The 22,084-nt window shown below is 72.4% G+C and carries 17 protein-coding genes and 1 pseudogene; 6 read left to right on the plus strand and 12 right to left on the minus strand.

The genetic code is table 11. The annotated features are described in order from the left end of the window. Window positions 1–152: 152 nt before the first annotated feature. The gene (locus H7H31_RS13385) at window positions 153–1,514 is read left to right on the plus strand and encodes an HNH endonuclease (RefSeq protein WP_187061328.1); all 1,362 of its coding nucleotides are present in this window, start codon (window positions 153–155) and stop codon (window positions 1,512–1,514) included. Window positions 1,515–1,587: 73 nt separating this feature from the next. Here the strand turns inward: H7H31_RS13385 and H7H31_RS13390 are convergent, their stop codons facing one another. From H7H31_RS13390 to H7H31_RS13445, 12 genes and pseudogenes are all read right to left on the minus strand, one after another. Next, window positions 1,588–1,980 carry a YccF domain-containing protein gene (locus H7H31_RS13390; RefSeq protein ID WP_187061329.1) on the minus strand — a complete coding sequence of 131 codons (393 nt, stop codon included), beginning with the start codon at window positions 1,978–1,980 and terminating at the stop codon, window positions 1,588–1,590. A 4-nt stretch (window positions 1,981–1,984) separates the two neighbouring features. Beyond that, the gene (gene htpX, locus H7H31_RS13395) at window positions 1,985–2,842 is read right to left on the minus strand and encodes a zinc metalloprotease HtpX (RefSeq protein WP_187061330.1); all 858 of its coding nucleotides are present in this window, start codon (window positions 2,840–2,842) and stop codon (window positions 1,985–1,987) included. Window positions 2,843–3,115: 273 nt separating this feature from the next. Then, complete coding sequence (locus tag H7H31_RS13400) at window positions 3,116–4,825, minus strand: NADH-quinone oxidoreductase subunit N (protein ID WP_187061331.1); 1,710 nt, start codon at window positions 4,823–4,825, stop codon at window positions 3,116–3,118. Beyond that, entirely contained in the window at window positions 4,825–6,714 is a 1,890-nt protein-coding gene (locus H7H31_RS13405; RefSeq protein WP_187061333.1) for a complex I subunit 4 family protein, read from the minus strand. The genes H7H31_RS13400 and H7H31_RS13405 overlap by 1 nt, the downstream gene beginning before the upstream one ends. A 217-nt stretch (window positions 6,715–6,931) precedes the next feature. Beyond that, window positions 6,932–8,944 carry an NADH-quinone oxidoreductase subunit 5 family protein gene (locus tag H7H31_RS13410; RefSeq protein WP_187061332.1) on the minus strand — a complete coding sequence of 671 codons (2,013 nt, stop codon included), beginning with the start codon at window positions 8,942–8,944 and terminating at the stop codon, window positions 6,932–6,934. After that, window positions 8,941–9,339 carry an NADH-quinone oxidoreductase subunit NuoK gene (nuoK, locus tag H7H31_RS13415; protein ID WP_176163466.1) on the minus strand — a complete coding sequence of 133 codons (399 nt, stop codon included), beginning with the start codon at window positions 9,337–9,339 and terminating at the stop codon, window positions 8,941–8,943. Before nuoK ends, H7H31_RS13410 begins: the two co-directional genes overlap by 4 nt. Window positions 9,340–9,638: 299 nt before the next feature. Next, window positions 9,639–10,277, minus strand: a pseudogene (locus H7H31_RS13420) (NADH-quinone oxidoreductase subunit J family protein); the annotation flags it as partial. After that, complete coding sequence (locus tag H7H31_RS13425; protein ID WP_187059802.1) at window positions 10,274–10,921, minus strand: NuoI/complex I 23 kDa subunit family protein; 648 nt, start codon at window positions 10,919–10,921, stop codon at window positions 10,274–10,276. The pseudogene H7H31_RS13420 and the gene H7H31_RS13425, both read right to left, overlap by 4 nt. Next, a complete protein-coding gene (locus tag H7H31_RS13430; protein ID WP_187059803.1) occupies window positions 10,921–11,883 on the minus strand; it encodes a complex I subunit 1/NuoH family protein in 963 nt (320 codons plus the stop codon). Before H7H31_RS13430 ends, H7H31_RS13425 begins: the two co-directional genes overlap by 1 nt. Beyond that, a complete protein-coding gene (locus tag H7H31_RS13435; protein WP_187117915.1) occupies window positions 11,880–13,433 on the minus strand; it encodes an NADH-quinone oxidoreductase subunit C in 1,554 nt (517 codons plus the stop codon). Before H7H31_RS13435 ends, H7H31_RS13430 begins: the two co-directional genes overlap by 4 nt. After that, the gene (locus H7H31_RS13440) at window positions 13,430–14,083 is read right to left on the minus strand and encodes an NADH-quinone oxidoreductase subunit B (RefSeq protein WP_187063671.1); all 654 of its coding nucleotides are present in this window, start codon (window positions 14,081–14,083) and stop codon (window positions 13,430–13,432) included. The genes H7H31_RS13435 and H7H31_RS13440 overlap by 4 nt, the downstream gene beginning before the upstream one ends. After that, complete coding sequence (locus H7H31_RS13445) at window positions 14,074–14,517, minus strand: NADH-quinone oxidoreductase subunit A (RefSeq protein ID WP_254391085.1); 444 nt, start codon at window positions 14,515–14,517, stop codon at window positions 14,074–14,076. The genes H7H31_RS13440 and H7H31_RS13445 overlap by 10 nt, the downstream gene beginning before the upstream one ends. Before the next feature lie 476 nt (window positions 14,518–14,993). Here H7H31_RS13445 and H7H31_RS13450 point away from each other — a divergent pair, with 476 nt between their 5' ends. From H7H31_RS13450 to H7H31_RS13470, 5 genes are all read left to right on the plus strand, one after another. Then, on the plus strand, window positions 14,994–16,127 hold the full coding sequence (locus tag H7H31_RS13450; RefSeq protein WP_232110294.1) for a sensor histidine kinase: 1,134 nt from the start codon (window positions 14,994–14,996) through the stop codon (window positions 16,125–16,127). 199 nt (window positions 16,128–16,326) lie between these two features. Beyond that, window positions 16,327–17,658 (plus strand): sensor histidine kinase, encoded by a 1,332-nt coding sequence (locus H7H31_RS13455; protein ID WP_187063673.1) that lies wholly within the window; start codon window positions 16,327–16,329, stop codon window positions 17,656–17,658. A gap of 256 nt (window positions 17,659–17,914) precedes the next feature. Further along, window positions 17,915–18,574 (plus strand): response regulator transcription factor, encoded by a 660-nt coding sequence (locus H7H31_RS13460; RefSeq protein ID WP_187063674.1) that lies wholly within the window; start codon window positions 17,915–17,917, stop codon window positions 18,572–18,574. A 317-nt stretch (window positions 18,575–18,891) separates the two neighbouring features. After that, a complete protein-coding gene (locus tag H7H31_RS13465; RefSeq protein WP_187063675.1) occupies window positions 18,892–20,862 on the plus strand; it encodes a 2-oxoacid:acceptor oxidoreductase subunit alpha in 1,971 nt (656 codons plus the stop codon). A 196-nt stretch (window positions 20,863–21,058) separates the two neighbouring features. Continuing rightward, the gene (locus H7H31_RS13470; RefSeq protein ID WP_232109820.1) at window positions 21,059–22,075 is read left to right on the plus strand and encodes a 2-oxoacid:ferredoxin oxidoreductase subunit beta; all 1,017 of its coding nucleotides are present in this window, start codon (window positions 21,059–21,061) and stop codon (window positions 22,073–22,075) included. The last annotated feature ends 9 nt before the right edge of the window (window positions 22,076–22,084 follow it).

Below are 22,084 nucleotides of genomic sequence, written 5' to 3' on the forward strand. Positions count from 1 at the left end.
GTCGCCGCGCCCGCTCCGTGGGCGGGTGATGACCGCGCCCCGCGCCCACCGGCTCCCGCGCCTCCCGCCGGCCCCCCGTCTCCCTCCACCCCCGGCCCCGGCCCCGGCCCCGGCCCCGGCTGATTGTCAGTGCCGTCGCTTACCGTGCGTGCATGGCCTTGCGAGACATCACACGCGTGGAGGTGCTCCGCGCCATCGAGGAGTGCGACCGGCTCGGTCGGGACGCCTTCCTGCGTGCGTACGGGTTCGGGGAGGCGCGTCGGCTGCGGCTTTCGTACGAGGGGAAGCTGTACGACTCCAAGGCGATCGTCGGCGCCGCGCACGGGCATCTGCCGGGGCGGTCGGCCCTGGCGGCGGAGGAGTTCTCCGGCGGGGTGGCGACCGTGGGCTCGCTGCTGCGGCAGCTCGGGTTCGCGGTGGTCGACACGGGGGCCGGGCAGGACGACGGGGAGCGGGGGCCTGGCCTGGAGTACAGCGCGTTCGAGGCGGCCATAGCCGATCTGCGGATGCGGTCGACCCGCCAGGGCCCAGCGCTCTACCAGCCGATCCTGCTGCTGTGGGCCGTCGGGCGGGCCCGGCGTGGCGACTCGCGTCTCGATACGTGGAGCACGACCGAGCGCGAGGTGGGGCGGCTGCTCTCGCAGCACGGCGCGCGGGGTGAGCGACCGCGCCCCGACTATCCCGCCGCCGCCCTGCATCGCGCCGGCCTGTGGGACATGCACGACCACCGCGGCCCGGTGCCGAGCGCGCACGGCGACAACAACATCGCGCGGTGGTTCGCGACCCACCAGCCGCGTACGGGCCTGTCGCTTCCCGTGTACGAGCGGATGCGGGATTCCGCATCGGACCGCGCCCGCGCCGTCGGCACGTTGCTCACCTACTTCGACGGCGTGGACCCGCAAGCCGTTCGCGCGCTGCTCATCGATGTCGGGCTCGACGAGGAGGCCACGCACGCGCCCGCCGGCGCGGACGGCGAGGTTCCGCACGCCGCGCGGGTCGCGGCGCAGTACGACCGGCTGTGCCGGTCGGTCGAGCGCGACGAGGCGACGCGACACGGCCGGCGCGTTCCGCGACAGAGCCAGCGGCCACTGCGCTCCGCCCCGGCCCGGGAGGCCGTCCTGCTGCGCTGCGGAGGGCGTTGCGAGAACCCGCGTTGTCCCGGTCAGCCGGACGATCGGACGGACGCTGGCCAGCCGATACTTGAGGTCGATCACGTCGTGGAGATCACCGCGGACGGGCGCGACCACCCCTCGCAGATGGTCGCGCTGTGCCCGAACTGCCATGCAGTGAAGACCCGGGGCAGCACGCGGGAGGCGTTCCGCGCCGAGTTGCTCGAGGTCGCCGCGCGGCTGCACCAGGCGATACGGCCCCAGCCCGGGCCTGGGACGCGGGCTGAGACCGTGCCCACACCCACACCCGCGTCCACTCCCGCGTCTACGCCTACGTCAGCGTCCACGCCCGCGTTCCCGTCAGTGACCGCGTCTGAGCGAGGTGGCCCGGCACCCGGCGCGTAGCCGCGCGCCGGGCGGTCAGGTGCCGGGGCCAGGCCGGTCGGCGGAGGTCGGCCCGACGTCGTGTCGGGGCCGATCAGCGGGCGGCGAAGGGCTGGTCCGTCGGGACGATGTCCCGGCCCAGGGGGGTCAGTGAGACCGGGATCAGCTTGAAGTTGGCCACGCCCAGCGGGATGCCGATGATCGTGACGCAGAGCAGGAGGCCCGTCACGACGTGGCTGAGCGCGAGCCACCAGCCGGCGAGGAGCAGCCAGAGGACGTTGCCGACGCAGGACGGGGCGCCGGCGTCGCGTCGCTCGACGGCGGTGTAGCCGAAGGGCCACAGCGCGAAGCGGGCGATGCGGAAGGAGGCGATGCCGAAGGGGATGCCGATGATCGTGATGCACAGGATGAGGCCCGCCAGGACGTACGCGCAGGCCAACCAGAAGCCGGACAGGACCAGCCAGATGACGTTCAGGATCGTCTTCATCGGGTTAGTGTCCCGCCATTTTCTCGAGGCGGCTGATGCGCTCCGCCATGGGTGGGTGGGTCGAGAAGAGCTTGGCCATGCCGGCGCCCGGGCGGAAGGGGTTCGCGATCATCATGTGGCTCGCGGTCTCCAGCCGTGGCTCCGGCGGCAGCGGGAGCGCCTTCGTGCCCGCTTCCAGCTTCCGCAGGGCGCTCGCGAGGGCCATCGGGTCGCCGGTGAGCTGGGCGCCCGACGCGTCGGCCTCGTACTCGCGCGAGCGGCTGACCGCGAGCTGGATGACGGAGGCGGCCAGCGGGCCGAGGATCATGATCAGCAGCATGCCGAGGAAGCCGGGGCCGTCGTCGTCGTCGGATCGGCCGATGGGGATCAGCCAGGCGAAGTTGACCAGGAACATCACCACGCTCGCGAGGGCGCCCGCGATGGAGGAGATGAGGATGTCGCGGTTGTAGACGTGGCTCAGCTCGTGGCCGATGACGCCGCGCAGCTCGCGCTCGTTCAGCAGCCGGAGGATGCCGTCGGTGCAGCACACAGCCGCGTTGCGCGGGTTGCGGCCGGTGGCGAAGGCGTTCGGGGCGTCGGTGGGCGAGAGGTACAGCCGGGGCATCGGCTGTCGCGCGGCCGTGGACAGCTCCCGGACCATGCGGTAGAGCTGGGGCGCCTCGAACTCGCTGACCGGGCGGGCCCGCATCGCCCGCAGGGCCAGCTTGTCGCTGTTCCAGTACGCGTACGCGTTGGTGCCGAGCGCGACGAGGACGGCGATGATCAGTCCCGTGCGGCCGAACATCCCACCGAAGGCGATGATGAGTGCGGACAGTCCCCCGAGGAGTACGGCGGTCTTGAGCCCATTGTGCCGGCGGTGCACGGTACGCCCTCCAAGTGGTACGGCAGGGGGAACCCTTTCGCGGTTTCTCCAGCTTTCAGTGGACCCTCCATCACTGGTCAACGCCAGATGAGAGGGGCTAGTTCCCTTGTGCCGGGGGTGCGGACAGCGGCCCCGCCGGGACGCGGCGGGGCGCTGGCGTGGGCCGCGGGCGGGCGGCTCGGCGTGCGGCCTGCCCAGTTCACCGGCATCGCGGCAGGTCAGCCGGGTGACGGTGGGGCCGGGCGGGGCCGTGGGGTGCGGGGGCCGTGCGGGTTAGAAGAGGGTCCCGGAGGCGAAGTGCAGCACGAGCTGCGGGGCGCCGGACAGGGCGACGCCGATCACGGTGGTCAGGGCGACCGTGGCGGTCAGCGAGGCGGGGACCCGGGGCCGGGCGCCGTCCGTCGTGGCGTCCGTAGCGCGGGCGCGTTCGCCGGCCGGGGCCGCCGTGCGTACCGCGAGCGCGCCGGCTTCCGGGCCGGGCCCGGACGGTGCGCCGGAGTCGGCGGCGGCGTCCGAGGTGGAGGCGGCCGGCTGGCCGGAGCCCGGGGCGGGGGTAGCGGTGGCCGGGGCCTCGGCGGGGGCGGGCGCGCGGAAGAGGGCGGCCGTCCACTGGAGGTAGTAGTAGAGCGCGATCACGACGTTCACCGCCATGACGACGGCGAGCCAGCCCAGGCCCGCGTCGACCACCGCGGAGAAGACGGCCACCTTGGCGAACAGGCCGATCACGCCCGGCGGCAGGCCGGCCAGGCAAAGCAGGAAGAAGCCGAGCGCGAGGGCGGCCAGCGGGCGGGTGGCGTACAGGGAGCGGTGGTCCGTGAGGCGCAGGCCCGTGCTGGCCCCGGGACGGGTCGCGGCGTGGGCCACGAGCGCCACCACGGCGAACGCCCCGAGGTTGACCGCGGCGTACATCAGCGCGTAGGCGACCGTGGCGCCGATGGCGTGTTCCGCGTCGGCGGCGGAGTCGGCGTAGCCGGCCGCGGCGATGGGGACCAGCAGATAGCCGGCCTGGCCGACGGAGGACCAGGCCAGCAGGCGTACGGCGCTGCGCGCGTGGTCGGGGCGCTGGCGCAGCGCGGCCACGTTGCCCACGGTCATCGTGAGCGCGGCCAGCACGGCGGTCGCCGGCCCCCACACGTCCGCGTAGGAGGGGAAGGCGCGGACGGTCACGACGATCAGGCCGGTGAAGCCGACGGCCTTGCCGATGACGGAGAGGTAGGCGGCGATCGGTAGCGGTGCGCCGACGTAGGTGTCGGGGACCCAGAAGTGGAAGGGGACGGCCGCCGTCTTGAAGGCGAAGCCGATCAGGGTGAGGGCCACGCCCGTCTGCGCGAGGGTTTCCAGGCGCGGGTCGACGTGGGTGAGGCCGTCGGCGACGCGGGCGACGTGCATGCTGCCGGTGGTGGCGTAGACGAAGCTCACGCCGAGCAGTGTGACCGCGGTGGCCGCGACCGAGGAGAGGAAGAACTTGAGCGCCGCCTCGGAGGAGCGGCGGTCGTCCCGGCGCAGGCCGACCAGGGCGAAGGCCGGGAGGGAGGCGACCTCGAGGGCGATGACGAGGGTGGCCAGGTCGCGGGAGGCGGGCAGCAGTGCCGCGCCGGCGGCGGAGGACAGCAGCAGGAACCAGTACTCGCCGGCCGGAAGCTTCTGTTCCGCCACGGTGTGCAGCGAAAGGAGGGCGGTCAGGAGTGCCCCGCCGAGTACCAGGAGCTGGATGGCGACGGTGAAGTCGTCGGCGACGTAGCTGCACACGTCACCGTCGGAGACCAGGCAGAACGTCGCCTTGTCGCCGCCCCGCAGCGGCAGCAGGGACAGTCCGGCGACGGCGAGCCCGGCGATCGAGACCCAGCCGAGCAGCGGCTTGTGCCGTTCGGCCAGGAACAGGTCGGCGACCAGCACGACGAGGCCGACGACGGCGGTGAGGGTGGGCGGGGCGATGGCCAGCCAGTCGATGGACTGGACGGCGCTCGCGGCGGTGGTGTTCATCAGCTCCCGCCTCCGAGGAGGTGCTGCACGGCCGGGTCGGTCAGCCCCAGCAGGGCCGCGGGCCAGAGCCCGGCGAGGACGGTGAGGACGACGAGCGGCGTCCAGGCGGCGAGTTCGTGGCCCTGGACGTCGGCGATCGCGTCATCGCGGCGCGGGCTCCCGACGGTCGCCACGGCGGCGGGCGACGCGGGGCCGGGCGAGCCGGGGTCGGACGGTGCCGTGTCGGTGGGCGCGGCGGCGGGCGGGGTCTCGGCCGCACGGGTCGTACCGTTCGCCGCCGTGGGGGCGCCGACGGCGGCCGGGACCGCCGTGGAGGGCGTGCCGTCCGGCGCCGGGGCGCCGGCCGTGGCGAGGGCGCCGCCGGCGGCGGGCTCGCCCATGCACACGCGCCGCACCACGATCAGCAGGTACGCGGCGGTCAGCAGGGTGCCGAGGCCGGCGAGTGCGAGGAAGGTGAGGTAGGCGGGGCGGCTGAGGCCGTCCGCCGGCTCGTACGCGCCGAACATGGCCAGCATCTCGCCCCAGAAGCCGGCGAGGCCGGGCAGGCCGAGCGAGGCGACGGCGCCGAAGGCCAGCAGGCCGCCGAGGCGCGGAGCCCTGCCGTACAGCGCGGCGCCCGAGGCGCGCGCGCCGCCCGCGAGCTGGTCGAGGTCGGTGCTGCCGAAGCGCTCCTTGAGGGCCCCGACCAGGAAGAACAGCAGGCCGGTGATGAGGCCGTGCGCGATGTTGGCGAACAGCGCGCCGTTGACGCCGGTCGGCGTGAGGGTGGCGATGCCGAGGAGGACGAAGCCCATGTGGCCGACCGAGGAGTAGGCGATGAGGCGCTTGAGGTCGGCCTTGGGGCGGGCGGGGGTCAGCGCGGCGGCGGGGCCGAGCCCGTCGCCGCGGTCCGAGGTGGGCAGGGCCAGGGCGAGGCAGGCGAGGGAGCCGTAGAGGATGCCAACGACGGCGAAGGCGGCGAGGTACGGCGCGAGGGTGTGGGCGCCGTCGGGGGCCATCGGGAGCGCGATGCGGACGAGGCCGTAGGTGCCCATCTTCAGCAGCACGCCGGCCAGGAGGACGGAGCCCACGGTGGGGGCCGCGGTGTGCGCGTCGGGCAGCCAACTGTGCAGCGGCCACATCGGGGCCTTCACCGCGAGCCCGACGCCGATCGCGAGCACGGCGATGACCTGCGTGGAGTGGCTGAGCCCGGCCCCGTTGTCAGAGGCGAGTGCCACCATGTCGAAGGTGCCGCCCTTGAGGCCGATGAGGAGGAGGCCGAGCAGCATGACGACGGAACCGAGCAGCGTGTAGAGGATGAAACGCCAGGCGGCCCGCTCGCGGTCGCTGCCGGCCGGGGCGTCGGAGCCGGCCGGGGCGTCGGCCGCGGTGGGAGTGGCGCCCGCCGTGTTCTCCTGGCCGCCCCAGCGGGCGATCAGGAAGTACATCGGGATGAGCACCATCTCGAACGCGAGGAAGAAGAGGATCAGGTCCAGGACGGCGAAGGTGGCGAGCGTGCCGGCCTCCAGGACCAGGAGCAGCGCGACGAACGCCGTCGGGGAGCCGCCCGGGGGCATCCGGAAGTAGCTGTAGAGCGCGCAGAGGAAGGTGAGCAGCGCGGTCATGACGAGCAGGGGGAGCGAGATGCCGTCGATGCCCAGGTGGACGCGGATATCCAGGGCCGGGATCCACCGGACGTCGGTGGTGGCCTGCATCGCCTCGGCGCGGTCGTAGTCGAAGCCGATCGCGAGGGCGACGGACAGGACGAGGACCAGTCCGGTGACGGTGACGCCGTGCCGCAGCACGGCCTGCTCGGGGTCGCGCCCGCGCAGTCCGGGCGGGGCGGGCAACAGCGCGGCGACCGCGCCGAGCAGGGGGAGGACGACGATGGCCGCGAGGAGGAGTTGCATCACGTTCTGACTCACCTCAAAGGCTCCTCGGGGTGGCGGCCGGGTGGCGGTCGGCCCGGAGCGGGCCGGGCCGGTCGGCCGGCTGTGCGGCGCGCGCGATCGAGCCGGGCAGCGGACGGCGTCCGGGCGGGGCGGAAGACGGACCCGGCGCGGCTACGCCGTACGGGTGACGGCCGGCGGCTTGGGGCGTGGCGGCGTACGGGGGAAGCGGCATGGTTCAGCCTCCCGTCGCGGTGACGACGACGGCGACGACGAGCACCAGCGAGCCGGCGAGCAGCGCACTCAGGTACGTCTGGACGTTGCCGGTCTGCGTCCTGCGGACGGCCGCGCCCAGCAGCCCGGGCGCGGTGGCGGCGCCCCTGACGTACGTCTCGACGACCTCGCGGTCGAGGAAGCGGACGAGGCGGGCGGCGGCGCGTACGGGGCGGACGAAGGCCGCCGCGTAGATCGCGTCCAGGTGGAAGCCGACCGCCGCGTGCCGGTGCAGCGGGCCGAGCAGGAGCCGGCCGGGGTCGGCCGGATCGGGCGCGGAGGCGATGCTGCCGTAGGCGGGCTCGTGGCTGGCGATGGCCTCGGCCTCGGAGACGGCGGGCTCGGCCCGCGGGTGCGCGGCGACGGCGCCGAGCGGGGGCCGGCCGGCGAGCGCGGTGGTGTGCCGCCAGGTCGCGTACGTCATGATGCCGCCGACCAGGGCGAAGCCGGTGCCGAGGACGGAGGTGGCGAGGGTCGGGTCGAGCGAGTGGTCGTCGAACCAGCTCGGGAGGTGGCCGGTGGCCACCCCGAGCCCGGCGGCCGGCACGAACAGGACCCACAGCACGACGTTCATGGCGAGCGGCTGCTTGCCGTGGTCGGGCGCCTCGGGGCCGCTGCCGCGGAAGGCGAGGAGCCACAGCCGGGTGGCGTACCCGGCGGTGAGCAGGGCCGTCACCAGGCCGGCGACGAGCACGACCCAGCCGACGGCGCCGGGCACGTCGTACGCGGGCTCGGTGGCGCCGTGCCCGGTGGCGACGGACTCGGCCGCGCCGAGCACCGCCTCCTTGGAGAAGAAACCGGCGAACGGCGGGATCGCGGCGAGCGCGAGCAGCGCGACGCTCATCGTCCAGTACGCGTCGGGGATGCGGCGTGCGAGGCCGCCCATCCGGGACATGGCGGCGAGCGAGTTGGTGCCGGCGGCGTGGATGATGACGCCCGCGCCGAGGAAGAGCAGGGCCTTGAACGCGCCGTGCGACATCAGGTGGAACACGGCGGCGCCACGGTCGCCGACGGCCAGCGCGCCGGTCATGTAGCCGAGTTGGCCGACGGTCGAGTAGGCCAGCACGCGTTTGATGTCGTCCTGGGCGAGCGCGGCGAGCGCGGAGCCCACCATCGTGACGGCGGCCATGACGGCGAGGACGGCCAGCGCGGCGGCGGACGCGGCGAACACGGGCAGCAGCCGGGCGATGAAGTAGACGCCGGCCGCGACCATCGTCGCGGCATGGATCAGCGCGGAGACCGGGGTCGGGCCGGCCATCGCGTCCGGCAGCCAGGTGTGCAGCGGGAACTGGGCCGACTTGCCCGCGACGCCGGCGAGCAGCAGCAGCGCGATGACCGTCGGGTGGTCGAGCGTGTGGCCGCCGCCGGTCAGAGCGGCGTAGATCTCGCTGATCCGGAACGTCCCGGCGTCGGCCGCCAGCGCGAAGATGCCGATCAGGAACGGCACGTCGCCGAGCTTGGTGACCAGGAACGCCTTGAGCGAGGCCGAGCGCGCGGCGGCCGTCTCCCAGTAGTGCCCGACCAGGAAGTACGAGCAGATGCCCATGACCTCCCAGCCGACGAGCAGCACGATCAGGTCGTCGGAGTAGACGACGAGCAGCATCGCGGAGGTGAAGAGGGAGACGAGCGCGGCGTACGAGGGGTAGCGCGGGTCGGTGCGCAGGTAGCCGACGGAGAAGCTCTGGACGCAGGTGGCGACGGTGGCGACCAGGATGGCGACGAGCGCGGCGAAGCCGTCGACGTGCAGCGCGAGGTCGATCGGGATCGAGCCGGTGTCGGTGAGCTTGGTGGCCGCGTCGATCGGCGCGTCGCCGCCCTGCCGGACGGCCACGACGACGGCGAGCACGGCGGCGGCGAGCGTGGGCAGCACGGCCAGCGGCCGGACGAAGCCGGGGGCGCGGCGGCCACACGACAGCCCCGCGACGGCGCCCAGGAAGGGCAGCAGGGGGACGAGGGCGGCGGTGGTCGTGGTCGTCACGCGGCGGCCTCTCCGCTGGTCAGACGCTTGCCGTCGGCGACGTCGGGGGCGTTGTCAGTGGTGCCTGGCATGCTGTCGGCAGCGGTGGGGACGTCGGCGAGGTCGCGCAGCCTGTCGACATCGGAGGTGCCGCGGTTGCGGTAGACGAGCAGCACGATGGACAGGCCGATGCCGATCTCGGCGGCGGCGATGGCGATGGTGAACAGGGTGAGCGCCTGGCCCGCGTGCAGGGTGTCGCGGAGCCAGACGTCGAAGGCGACCAGGTTGAGGTTGACGGCGTTGAGCATCAGCTCGACGGACATCAGGACCAGGATCGCGTTGCGCCGGGCGAGTACGCCGTAGAGGCCGACGCAGAAGAGGAGGGCGGCGAGCACGGCGGGATAGACGAGGTGCATCAGCTGGTGCCCTCCCTGGGGGCGCGCTCGGCAGCGTCGTCGCCGGCGGAGCTGGTGGGTTCGACGGGCTCGGTGACGGCGGGCCCGCTCACCGCGGGGTCGGTCGCGGCGGCGCCGGGGGCGTGGGCACGGGGGGCGGCGGTGTCGCGGTCGGCGGGGGCCCGACCGGCGGCGTTGCCCCGCGCACCGGTGGGGGTCCGGCCTGCCGAGGCTCGGGGTGCCGGCGCGCCGGATGCCGCGGTGCCGGTGCCGGCGGCGCCGATCCGGGTCGCTCCGGTTCCGGTGGTCCGTACGCCGGGTCGGCGGCCGGACCGGCCGCTCGACGGGCCGGTGCCGCCGCCCCGGCGGGCTCCGCGGCCGGCGGTGCCGCCGCCGGCCTTGGGGTCCTCGCGGTCCCTGCGGGAGAGCACGATGGCGCCGACGAGCGCGGCGAGCAGCAGGACGGAGAGCGCCTCGAACGGCAGCACCCAGTGCCGGAAGAGGAACTCGCCGGTCACCCGGGTCGAGCCGGCCCCGGCCTCGGCGCCGGCCGTGGCCTCGTCCAGGTCGATCCAGGTGGAGCGGAAGGCGTCCACGACCACCCACACCAGGGTGGCCGCGGCGGCGAGGGCCACCGCGAGGGCGGCCCACCGGTTGCCGGAGTCCGCGTCCGGTGACCGCCCGATGGGCGCCTTGGTCAGCATCAGCCCGAACAGCAGGAGGACGACCACGGAACCGACGTAGATCAGCACCTGCACCCAGGCGATGAACTCCGCCGTGAGCAGCAGGTACTCGACGGCCAGGCCGCCGAGGGCCACCACGAGCCACAGTGCCGCGTGCACGAGTTGCTTGGTGGTGACGGTGATGACGGCCGCGCCGAGCGTCGCGACGCCGACGAGGAGGAAGGCGATCTCGACGCCCGTGGGCGAGAGGAAGCCCTGGCCCGCAGCGAGGGTCATGAGGGCGCTCCCTCACCCGGGGCACCGGGAGCGCCGGGTTGGCCGGGCGCGTCCGAGGGGCCGGGCGCGGCTGCCGCCGCGGCCTCGGCCGCCTGCGCGGCGGCGAGCTTGTCGGCCGTCTTGCGCGCGGCGGCGATCTCCTTGGGCTCCTCGGCCCCGGGGTCGAGCGCGGGCGGCTCGGGCACGGTCCACATCCACTCGCGGAGCTTGTCCCGCTCATGGGTCAGATCCCGGATGTCGGTCTCCGCGTACTCGAACTCCGGCGACCAGAACAGCGCGTCGAAGGGGCACACCTCGATGCAGATACCGCAGTACATGCACAGGGCGAAGTCGATGGCGAAGCGGTCGAGCACGTTCTGGCTGCGCTCTCGGCCGCCCGGGGTGGCCGCGGGCACCGTCTCCTTGTGGGAGTCGATGTAGATGCACCAGTCGGGGCACTCGCGCGCGCAGAGCATGCAGACCGTGCAGTTCTCCTCGAACAGCCCGATGACGCCGCGGCTGCGCGGCGGCAGTTCGGGCAGCGTGTCGGGGTACTGCGCGGTGTGCGTCTTGCGGGTCATCGTGCGCAGCGTGACGGCCAGCCCCTTGGCCAGGCCGGAGCCGGGCCAACCGGACTTCTTCTGCGCCAGGTCGTCCAGTGCCATCAGGAAATCGCCACCTTCACCACGCCGGTCAGGGCGATCTGGGCCAGCGCGAGCGGGATGAGTACGGTCCAGGCGAGCTTCTGCAACTGGTCCTCGCGCAGGCGCGGGTAGGTCGCGCGGAGCCAGATCACGACGAACGCCAGGGCCAGCGTCTTGAGCAGCGTCCACAGCCAGCCGAGTTCGTCGGCGAAGGGCCCGTGCCAGCCGCCGAGGAAGAGCACGGCCGTCAGCCCCGAGAGCACGACGATCCCGGCGTACTCGGCGAGCAGGAACAGCGCGAAGCGCAGGCCGGTGTACTCCGTGTACGCGCCGAAGATGATCTCGGAGTCGGCCACCGGGGCGTCGAAGGGCGGCCGTTGCAGTTCGGCGAGGCCGGCGACGAAGAACACCACGCCGCCCACGATCTGCCACGGCACCCACCACCACTCGAAGGCGTCGAGCATGCCGGGCAGCGAGACCGTGCCGGCGGCCATGGCCACCGAGGCGGCGGTGAGCAGCATCGGCAGTTCGTACGCCAGGAGCTGGGCCGCGGTGCGCAGGCCGCCCAGGAGGGAGAACTTGTTGGCCGACGCCCATCCCGCCATGAGGGAGCCGAGCACGCCGACGCCCATCACCGCGAGGACGAAGAAGATGCCCGCGTCGATGGCCTCGCCGACGGCGTTGTCGGGGCCGATCGGGATGGCGACGAGCACCAGCAGGTACGGCAGCAGCGCGACGGCGGGCGCGAGCTGGAAGACGCGTCGGTCGGCGTTGGCCGGGACGACGTCCTCCTTCTGCGCGAACTTCACGCCGTCCGCGACGAGCTGGGCCCAGCCGTGGAAGCCGCCGGCGTACATGGGTCCGAGGCGCCCTTGCATGTGGGCCATGACCTTGTGCTCGGTCTGGCCGATGACCAGCGGGAGCACCAGGAAGATCACGAAGACGGCGAGCAGTCGCAGCGCGACTTCGAGGGTGTCGTTCACGCGTCGCCTCCGTCAGCCCGTCCGTCACGGTCCGCGGACCCGTTCCCAGGCGCGGATTCTCCCCCGGGCTCGGCCTCGGCCTCGGGCCCGGACTCGCTCTCGCCCCCGGGTGCGGGCGCCGGCTCGGACGCGCTCTCGGCCTCGGTCGCGGCCTTGGCCTCCGGTTCGGACGGGGTCGCGGGCTCGGGTCCATCCGCGCCGCCCGCCTCGGTGGACGCGGCCGGAGCCGCCTGTTCACCGGCTGCGGCGGGCGCGGCCGGCGGCGTCTCGGGGTCCGGGGCGGGCGTGGCCGCGGGGACCTCGGGGGCCGAGGCGGGCGTGGCCTCGGTGTCCGGGGCGGGCGTGGTGGCGCGCGGGGCGGCCGGGCGTTCCCGACTTACCGACGGCGTGTCGGTTGCCGGGCGGGCGTCGTGCCACGGGGCGTCGGGGGTCCGCCGGGCGGGGCGCGCCGCGGGGGTCGCGGCCTCGTCCGCGCCGGCGTGCTCCTCGCCCGCGGCTCGCTGGCTGGCCGAACCGGCGCTCGCGCTCCGGGCGCGCCGGGGCGGGCGCGCGGCGGGCGCGCCGGCTTGCGCGGCACCCTCCGGGCCCGGCTCGACGGCGGCGCCCTGGGCGCCCTGGGCGTCGGTCGCGGCCTGTTGACTGGCCGAGCCGGCGCTCACCGAGCGGGTGCGCCGGACCGGGCGGTCGCCCTTGGCGGCCGGTCCGCCCGCCGCGCGTGCGCCGCGCGCCGGGCGGGCCGGCGCGGGCGGGAGCTGGCCCTTGAGCGGGCCCCAGTCGTTGGGGTCGGGCACGCCGGGCGGCAGCATCTGCCGCCGCTTGGGCCCGCCGTGGTCGGACTCCCCCGGCTCCTTGGCGCCCGGCCACGCCTTGGCGACCCGCGCCGCCAGCACGAAGTCCTTGCGCAGCGGGTGGCCCTCGAACCCGTCGGGCAGCAGCAGCGGCACCAGGTTCGGGTGGTCGGTGAAGTCGACGCCGAACATCTCGTGCGTCTCGCGCTCGTGCCAGGCGGCGCCCGGGTAGACGTCGATGGCCGTGGGCAGCGTCGGCGCGTCGTGCGGAACGGTCGTACGGACCAGCAGCCGCCGCAGCCCCGTGGGGCCGGCCGGCTCGGCGCCGCCCGGCGCGTGCTCGGGCAGCTCAGCGCCGTCCTGCGCGCCGGCGCTCGCGGCGCGCTCCGCCCGGGCCACCGCGTCGGCGGTGGGCAGGGCGGCGACGTGCGCGGCGACGCGCAGGCCCGTGCCCGGCTCGTCCACCGCGCTCAGCCAGTCGAAGTAGGTGCAACCCAGCTCGGTGCGGGCGGCCTGGAGCGCGGGGATCCAGGACTCGGCCGGCACGTCGACGGTCAGCAGCTCGTAGGTCTCCTCGGCGCGCGCGCCGGCGCCGAACAGGTCCTCCGCGGAGCGCGGCAGCCAGCCCACCGGCGCCGCCGGCTCGGGACTGGTCCCCGTACCGCCCACGGCGTCCCCGCCGTCGGCGGCGGCTCGGGCCGTGGCCGCGTCGCCCGCGCTGACCGCGTCCGCGGCCCGCCCGGGATCGTCCGGCGTGCTCATCGCGCGTCCTCCCCGGTCGGCTCCCGCCGCTCCGGCGCCGGCACCAGCGAGCTGCGCAGCGCGTCGGTGGAGGGGCGCGGCGCGGGGCCGTGCGGGTAGCGGCCCGCCAGCGACTCGTCGGCGATCTTCTCCTGGAGCTTGAGGATGCCCTGGAGGAGCGCCTCGGGCCGGGGCGGGCAGCCCGGCACGTACACGTCGACGGGGATGATCTGGTCGACGCCCTTGGTGACGGAGTACGAGTCCCAGTACGGGCCGCCGCAGTTGGAGCAGGCGCCGAAGGAGATCACGTACTTCGGCTCGGGCATCTGCTCGTACAGCCGCTTGATGGCGGGCGCCATCTTGTCCGTCACCGTGCCCGAGACGAGCATGAGGTCGGCTTGGCGCGGCCCCGGCGCGAAGGGGATCACGCCGAGCCGGATGAAGTCGTGTCGGGCCATCGACGCGGCGATGAACTCGATCGCGCAGCAGGCCAGGCCGAAGTTGAAGACCCAGAGGCTGTAGCGGCGGCCCCAGTTGAGGATGACCTTCATCGGTTCGGGTGCCAGCCGGGCCAGCGGGCCGAGCCGGCTCGCGCCACGCACGGCGTCAGCGGGTCGCGCGACCGTGGGCGTGGGCAGGTCCACGGGGGTCGTCCGGGGGGTCACGTCCATTCGAGGACGCCCTTCTTCCATGCGTACAACAGGCCGACGGTCAGGAAGCCGAGGAAGACGAACATCTCCACCAGGGTGGTGCCGCCGAAGCCGGGTTCGGCGAAGACGGTCGCCCAGGGGAAGAGGAAGATCGAGTCCACCGCGAAGATCACGTACAGGAAGGCGTACACGTAGTAGCGCACCTGGGTGTGTGCCCAGCCCTCGCCGACCGGGTCCACGCCGCACTCGTAGGTGAGCAGCTTCTCCGGCGTCGGCACCACGGGGCGCAGCAGCCGGCCGCCCACGAAGGCGACGGTCAGGAAGAGGACGCCGACGACCGCGAGGAGACCGACGGTCGAGTAGCCGTCGAAGTACGCGGCGGCCCACTGGGTGGGGGTGTCCGCGGCGGGGACCGCCCCGTGGCCCGGGGGCCCGCCGGCGGGCGCGACCGCCATCTCCGGCACGTCCGTCACATACGTCACGTCCGTCCCTCGCTCCCTCTGCCGCTCTTCGGCCTGGTGGATGCTTGCCGCCCAGCTCACCGCCGCTTTCCGCAGAGGCGGTACCGGCGATCCATACGGACGGGAGTCTAGGCCCTGCGCGCACCCCGATGGCCAGCCTGTCCACAGGGGGTGGGGTTATCCCCAGGTCGCCGGGTGGACTTTCCCCATGGCCTTTTGGGGACTTGGCCCGGCAGGCTTGGGGTATGAACGCCAGACCTGCGGCCGATTCACCTGTGAATGTGTCCGGTGCCACGTCCGCCGGCACCGCCCCCGGCACCCAGACCGACGGCCGCGCCACCACCGCTCGTCGTCACCCCGCGCCGGGCGCGGGCCACGAAGCCGCGCGCCCCGCCTCGACCGCCACCGAGCCCGGCCGGGCGGCCGGGGCCACGACCGGGCCCACCGAGACCGTCGAAGACCAGGACCGGCTGCCGCGCCCGCCGGCCTTCGGGTTTCCGGGCGCCACCTGGCGCGAGATCGCGCACCTGCTCACCAACCTGCCGGTGGGCATGTTCGGGTTCGTCTACGTGGCGAGTTGGTTCTCCACCGGCGTCGCCCTGTCGATCACCGTCGTGGGGCTGCCGATGCTGGCGCTCGGGTTGCTCGGCAGCCGGCAGATCGGCAAGTTCGAGCGGCGGCGCGCCCAGGTGCTGCTCGACGTGCACGTCGACGAGCCGAGCCCGTTGCGGCACCGCACGCACGGCGGCTTCTTCCCCTGGTTGTGGACGAGCCTGAAGGACACCGTCGGCTGGCGGCACACGCTCTACCTGCTCGTACGTCTGCCGTGGGACGTGCTGACCTTCACCGTCACGCTGGTCGGCCTGTTCGTCGCCTGGCCGGTGCTGCCGTGGGTGGCGCGCGGCCTGGCCCATGTGGACCGGGCGATGGTGCGCGGGCTGCTCTCGCCCTCCGACGAGTTGGAGCGGCGCATCGCGGAGCTGGAGTCGGATCGCGGCGTCGTGGTCGACACCGCCGCCGCCGACCTGCGCCGCATCGAACGCGACCTGCACGACGGAGCCCAGGCCCGCCTCGTCGCCCTCGCCATGGACCTCGGCCTCGCCAAGGAAAAACTCACCGAAGACCCCGAAGCCGCCGCCAAAATGGTCGACGAAGCCCACGGCGAAGTGAAAATAGCCCTCCAAGAACTCCGCGACCTCGCCCGCGGCATCCACCCCGCCATCCTCACCGACCGCGGCCTCGGCCCCGCCCTGTCCTCACTGGCCGCCCGCTGTACGGTCCGCACCACCATCTCCGTCGATCTGGACGAGCGCCCCGCCCCGGCGATCGAGGGCATCGCGTACTTCACCGTCTCCGAACTCCTCCAGAACATCAGCAAGCACAGCCAGGCCCGGGCGGCGACGGTCGAGCTGTGGCGTACCGAGCACCGGCTGCTGGTCCAGGTGTGGGACAACGGCGTGGGCGGCGCCGACACCAGCGGCGGCGGGCTGGCCGGGCTCGCGGAGCGGCTGGGCTCGGTCGACGGCCTGCTCGTCATCGCCTCGCCGGCCGGCGGCCCGACGACGATCACCGCCGAACTGCCCTGGCGCGACCGCACCCCGTAGCGGCCCGGGAGGGGGCCAGGAACACGGTCGGGTACCGGGGACCCACCGGTCGGGGTAGGGAAAACCCCCTCCCGAAGAGGGCGACGGCCTCCATGGTCGAAACCGGCCCGGTCCGACAGCCTTGAGGTAGTTCAGGGGCGAGGCGCCCTCCGAGCCGCACGTGGCGGCACGGGCGAAGGACCGGAGGACGGACGAGAAGATGGCTACCGCATACGGATCTGATCCGCACAGTGCCGAGCTGGGCAGCCACCGGCTGCCGGCCGGCCTGCGCGCCCCCTTCGAGGCCCGCACCTGGCGCGAGCTGTGCCACCTCCTCCTCAACCTGCCGATCGCCCTGCTGACCTTCACGTACGCGATCGTCATGTTCTCGCTCGGCGTCGGCTTGCTGGTGACCTTCCTCGGGGTGCCGATCCTGGCCCTGACGCTGCTCGGGGCGCGGGGGCTCGGCGTCGTGGAGCGGGGGCGCGCCCGCCTGCTGCTGCGCCACGACGTCGCCGCGCCCGCCCCCGTGGTGCGCCCGGGCGACAAGCACGGCGCGTTCGCCTGGATGGGGGCGATGCTCAAGAGCGGCGACTCGTGGCGGCAGTTGTTGTACGCCGTGCTGCTCTTCCCGTGGTCGCTGTGCACCTTCGTCATCAGCGTGGTCGTCACCGTGAACGGTTGGGTCCTGCTGACCTATCCGCTGTGGCACTGGACCATCCCGCGTTACTCGGACCAGCCCGGCATGCAGCTCTGGTCGGACGGGGACAACGGCTTCTACCTGGACACGGCCTTCGAGTTGGCATTCACCAGCGCGGTCGGCGCCGCGTTCGTGCTGACCGCGCCGTGGATGATCCGGGGCATGGCGTTCGTGGACCGGCTGATGGTGTCGGGGCTGCTCGGCCCGTCGCAGCTCGCGAGCCGGGTCACCGAGCTGGAGTCGGATCGCGGCGTCGTGGTCGACACCGCCGCCGCCGACCTGCGCCGCATCGAACGCGACCTGCACGACGGAGCCCAGGCCCGCCTCGTCGCCCTCGCCATGGACCTCGGCCTCGCCAAGGAAAAACTCACCGAAGACCCCGAAGCCGCCGCCAAAATGGTCGACGAAGCCCACGGCGAAGTGAAAATAGCCCTCCAAGAACTCCGCGACCTCGCCCGCGGCATCCACCCCGCCATCCTCACCGACCGCGGCCTCGGCCCCGCCCTCTCCGCCCTCGCGGCCCGCTGCACCGTCCCCGTGAAGGTGCTCGTGGACCTCACCGCGCGGCCGGCCCCCGCGATCGAGGGCATCGCGTACTTCACCGTCTCCGAACTCCTCCAGAACATCAGCAAGCACAGCCAGGCCCGCACGGCCGGGGTCGACGTGTGGCGTGCCGACACCCGGCTGATGTTGCAGGTCACGGACGACGGCAAGGGCGGCGCGGACACCTCGGCGGGCTCAGGGCTCGCCGGCCTGGCCGAGCGGCTCGACGCGGTGGACGGCCTGCTGGTCGTGGACTCCCCGGTGGGCGGGCCGACGACGGTCACGGCCGAGCTGCCCTGGCGGGGCTGAGCCCCGCTGGGCCGCGGTGGCCAAACCCGCGGTGGCCCCGTAGCGGCGCGAAAGACCACCCCTGGTCGCCCCCTGCGGTGCGCGGCGCGACCTCACCTTCCCCCCCAGGTCGCCTGGCGCCCCTGGTCGTCGGGCGGGAAAACGTCCCCCTACATCTCGGCATTCGGTCCCGGAGCACGCCGCTCCGGGACTGATTGCTGAGATGCTGTGCCCCAAGGGGTCGGTGCCGGGGGGCAAGAACACTGTGGAGGCAAGGGTGCGGGTGGTCATCGCCGAAGATTCGGTGCTGCTTCGGGAGGGCCTGACCCGGCTCTTGACCGACCGCGGACACGATGTCGTCGCCGGGGTGGGCGACGCGGAGGCGCTGCTCAAGTCGGTGGCGGCGCTGGCCGCGGACGGCGCGCTGCCGGATGTGGTGGTGGCGGACGTACGCATGCCGCCGACCCACACCGACGAGGGCGTACGCGCCGCCGTGCAGCTCCGGCGCGACCACCCCGACCTGGGCGTCCTGGTGCTGTCGCAGTACGTCGAGGAGCAGTACGCCACGGAGTTGCTGGCCGGCAGCAGCCGCGGGGTGGGGTACCTCCTCAAGGACCGGGTGGCCGAGGTCCGCGAGTTCGCCGACGCCGTGGTCCGGGTGGCCGAGGGCGGCACGGCCCTCGACCCCGAGGTGGTCGCCCAGCTCCTCGGCCGCAGCCGCAAGCAGGACGTGCTGGCCGGTCTGACGCCGCGCGAGCGCGAGGTCCTAGGACTTATGGCCGAGGGACGGACGAATTCCGCCATTGCCCGCCAGCTCGTCGTCAGCGACGGCGCCGTGGAGAAACACGTCAGCAATATCTTCCTGAAACTGGGCCTCTCCCAGAGCGACGGCGACCACCGTCGCGTACTGGCCGTGCTCACCTATATCAACTCCTGACAACCGGCCGATCGACGACGCAGCAAATGCACGCCGGTCGGCCGAGCGAGTCGTACAACAAAAGTCCGGCGGAGAACACCACCGCAGCGATGACAGAGCCCGCCCGGAAATGGACGCAAAGGGCGAACAAACCGTGGCAAAGCGCGCCACGCATGTGGCACGCACCACCGTCCACCATGTGATCCGTCCCGGGGAAGGTGACCCTTACCCACGTACGATGGGCAAGGGACGACCCATTGGCATCGCCCGGGGTCCGGGGGCATTCCCGGCGCCAACCAGCCCGTCGCGAGCCGCCGCCTCGAAGGAGGTCCGAAGCAGTGACCAGCCAGGTCAACAGCACGGCCGAGCAGGCCGACCATGCCAAGCCGGCCGATTCAGCCGCCGCCAGCCAGACCGGGCCAGCGCCCACCGAAGGCCAGCACGGGGCCGGCACAAGCAAAGAAACCCGCCAGCTAGACCGAGTCATTATCCGTTTTGCGGGTGATTCGGGTGATGGTATGCAGTTGACGGGTGATCGGTTTACTTCGGAGACGGCGTCGTTTGGGAATGACTTGTCGACGTTGCCGAATTTCCCGGCGGAGATTCGTGCGCCGGCTGGGACGTTGCCGGGTGTGTCGTCGTTCCAGTTGCATTTCGCGGATCATGACATTCTGACGCCGGGGGATGCGCCGGATGTGTTGGTCGCGATGAATCCGGCGGCGTTGAAGGCGAACGTGGGGGATCTGCCGGCGGGTGCGGTGTTGATCGTGAACACGGATGAGTTCACGAAGCGTCCGATGGCGAAGGTGGGGTATGCGACCAGTCCGTTGGAGGACGGGTCGCTGGAAGCGTTCCAGGTGCATGGGGTGCCGTTGACGACGTTGACGGTCGAGGCACTCAAGGAGTTCGGGCTCAGTCGTAAGGAGGCTGAGCGGAGTAAGAACATGTTCGCGCTTGGCCTGTTGTCGTGGATGTATCACCGTCCGACGGAGGGTACTGAGGCGTATTTGCGGAAGAAGTTCGCGAAGAAGCCGCAGTTGGCGCAGGCGAACGTGACCGCGTTCCGCGCGGGGTGGAACTTCGGGGAGACCACGGAGGATTTCGCGGTCTCCTATGAGGTGGCTCCGGCCTCGTCCGCGTTCCAGGCTGGGGTGTATCGCAACATCTCCGGGAACCTGGCGTTGGCCTACGGCCTGGTCGCGGCCTCGGTGCAGGCGGAGTTGCCCCTGTTCCTGGGCTCGTATCCGATCACTCCGGCGTCGGATATTTTGCATGAGTTGTCGCGGCACAAGAACTTCGGGGTGCGCTCGTTCCAGGCTGAGGATGAGATCGCGGGGATCGGGGCGGCGTTGGGGGCGGCCTTTGGTGGGTCGTTGGCGGTGACGACGACCTCGGGGCCTGGGGTGGCGCTCAAGTCGGAGACGATCGGGCTCGCGGTCTCGCTGGAACTCCCGTTGGTGGTGGTGGATATTCAGCGGGGTGGGCCTTCTACGGGGTTGCCGACGAAGACGGAGCAGGCGGACTTGTTGCAGGCCATGTATGGCCGTAACGGTGAGGCTCCGGTGCCGATCGTGGCGCCGTCGACGCCGGCGGACTGTTTCGATGCGGCGTTGGAGGCGGCGCGGATCGCGTTGGTGTATCGCACGCCGGTGTTCTTGCTCTCGGATGGGTATTTGGCCAATGGTTCGGAGCCGTGGCGGGTGCCGGATGTGGAGGGGTTGCCGGATTTGCGGGTGCGGTTCGCCTCGGGGCCCAATCATGAGTTGGCGGATGGGTCGCGGGTGTTTTGGCCGTATAAGCGGGATGCGGTGACGTTCGCGCGGCCGTGGGCGGTGCCGGGGACGGCGGGGTTGGAGCATCGGATCGGTGGGATTGAGAAGCAGGATGGCAGTGGGAACATTTCCTACGATCCGGCTAATCATGAGTTGATGGTCCGCACCCGTCAGGCCAAGATCGATGGTGTCGCGGTCGAGGATGTGCGGGTGGATGACCCGGGTGGGGCGCGGGTGTTGGTGTTGGGGTGGGGTTCGACGTATGGGCCGATCGCGGCGGCGGTCCGGCGGTTGCGGGGTGAGGGTGTGGCGTTGGCCCAGGCCCACCTGCGGCATCTCAATCCCTTCCCGGCGAATCTGGGTGAGGTGCTTGCCTCGTATGAGCGGGTGGTGATCCCGGAGATGAATCTGGGACAGCTCGCGACGTTGATCCGCGCGAAGTACGCGATCGATGCCCGGTCCCACACCCAGGTCAACGGAATGCCGTTCAAGGCCGAGGAGTTGGCCAACGCGTTGAAGGAGGCCATCAATGCCTAACCCCACCACCCCCCAAACACCCACCACCACGCCCGAAACGTCCACGCCCGCCGGTGCCACCACGCCCACTGCTGCTGGCACTTCCGGTGCTGCCGCGTCCGGTGTTGCCGGCGTGCCCGCTGTTTCTCCCACTGGTTCGCAGGGTGGGGGGCGGGGGTTGTTGTCGTTGGTGCCGCGGGCTGAGGGTAAGCAGTCGATGAAGGACTTCAAGTCCGATCAGGAAGTGCGGTGGTGTCCGGGGTGTGGGGACTACGCGGTGTTGGCGGCCGTGCAGGGTTTCATGCCGGAGTTGGGCCTGGCGCGGGAGAACATCGTGTTCGTGTCCGGGATCGGGTGTTCCAGCCGTTTCCCGTACTACATGAACACCTACGGCATGCACTCCATTCACGGGCGGGCACCGGCGATCGCGACCGGGTTGGCGACCTCGCGACGGGATCTGTCGGTATGGGTGGTCACCGGTGACGGCGACGCGCTCTCGATCGGTGGGAACCATCTCATCCACGCGTTGCGACGCAACGTGAACCTGAAGATCCTGTTGTTCAACAACCGGATCTACGGGCTGACCAAGGGCCAGTACTCCCCGACCTCGGAGGTCGGGAAGATCACGAAGTCGACACCGATGGGTTCCCTGGACGCCCCCTTCAACCCCCTCTCCCTCGCCCTGGGCGCCGAAGCCTCGTTCGTGGCACGGACGGTGGACTCCGACCGCCAGCACCTGACGAGCGTGTTGCGCGCGGCGGCCGCGCATCCGGGCACGGCGTTGGTGGAGATCTACCAGAACTGCAACATCTTCAACGACGGCGCCTTCGAGGTCCTCAAGGACAAGGACCGCGCGCTGGAGGCCGTGATCCGACTGGAACACGGCCAACCGATCCGCTTCGGCGCGCCCGCCGAGGACGGACTGGGTTCCAAGGGCGTGGTTCGTGACCAGGCCAGTGGGGATCTGCGGGTGGTGGACGTGCGGGAGGAAGGCACGGACGGCGTGTTGGTTCATGACGCGCGGGCCGCGTCCCCGACCACCGCGTTCGCGCTGACCCGGCTCGCGGACGCCGACACCCTCCACCACACACCCATCGGCGTGTTGCGCAGTGTGGAGCGCCCGGTCTACGACACGTTGATGAGCGACCAACTCGACCAGGCCATCGAAGCCCAGGGCAAGGGCGACCTCGCCACCCTCCTCGCCGGCAACGACACCTGGACCGTCACCCACTAGCCATTCCAT

This window comes from Streptomyces buecherae, assembly GCF_014295035.1.
Classification (GTDB): Bacteria; Actinomycetota; Actinomycetes; order Streptomycetales; family Streptomycetaceae; genus Streptomyces; species Streptomyces youssoufiensis.

Excerpts from the sequence above, each read along its gene's own strand:
- H7H31_RS13385 (WP_187061328.1), top strand. The coding sequence starts at position 153 with ATGGCCTTGCGAGACATCACACGCGTGGAGGTGCTCCGCGCCATCGAG.
- H7H31_RS13390 (WP_187061329.1), bottom strand. The coding sequence starts at position 1,980 with ATGAAGACGATCCTGAACGTCATCTGGCTGGTCCTGTCCGGCTTCTGG.
- H7H31_RS13400 (WP_187061331.1), bottom strand. The coding sequence starts at position 4,825 with ATGAACACCACCGCCGCGAGCGCCGTCCAGTCCATCGACTGGCTGGCC.
- H7H31_RS13405 (WP_187061333.1), bottom strand. The coding sequence starts at position 6,714 with ATGCAACTCCTCCTCGCGGCCATCGTCGTCCTCCCCCTGCTCGGCGCG.
- nuoK (WP_176163466.1), bottom strand. The coding sequence starts at position 9,339 with ATGCACCTCGTCTATCCCGCCGTGCTCGCCGCCCTCCTCTTCTGCGTC.
- H7H31_RS13425 (WP_187059802.1), bottom strand. The coding sequence starts at position 10,921 with ATGGCACTGGACGACCTGGCGCAGAAGAAGTCCGGTTGGCCCGGCTCC.
- H7H31_RS13435 (WP_187117915.1), bottom strand. The coding sequence starts at position 13,433 with ATGAGCACGCCGGACGATCCCGGGCGGGCCGCGGACGCGGTCAGCGCG.
- H7H31_RS13440 (WP_187063671.1), bottom strand. The coding sequence starts at position 14,083 with ATGGACGTGACCCCCCGGACGACCCCCGTGGACCTGCCCACGCCCACG.
- H7H31_RS13445 (WP_254391085.1), bottom strand. The coding sequence starts at position 14,517 with ATGGCGGTCGCGCCCGCCGGCGGGCCCCCGGGCCACGGGGCGGTCCCC.
- H7H31_RS13455 (WP_187063673.1), top strand. The coding sequence starts at position 16,327 with ATGGCTACCGCATACGGATCTGATCCGCACAGTGCCGAGCTGGGCAGC.
- H7H31_RS13470 (WP_232109820.1), top strand. The coding sequence starts at position 21,059 with ATGAAGGACTTCAAGTCCGATCAGGAAGTGCGGTGGTGTCCGGGGTGT.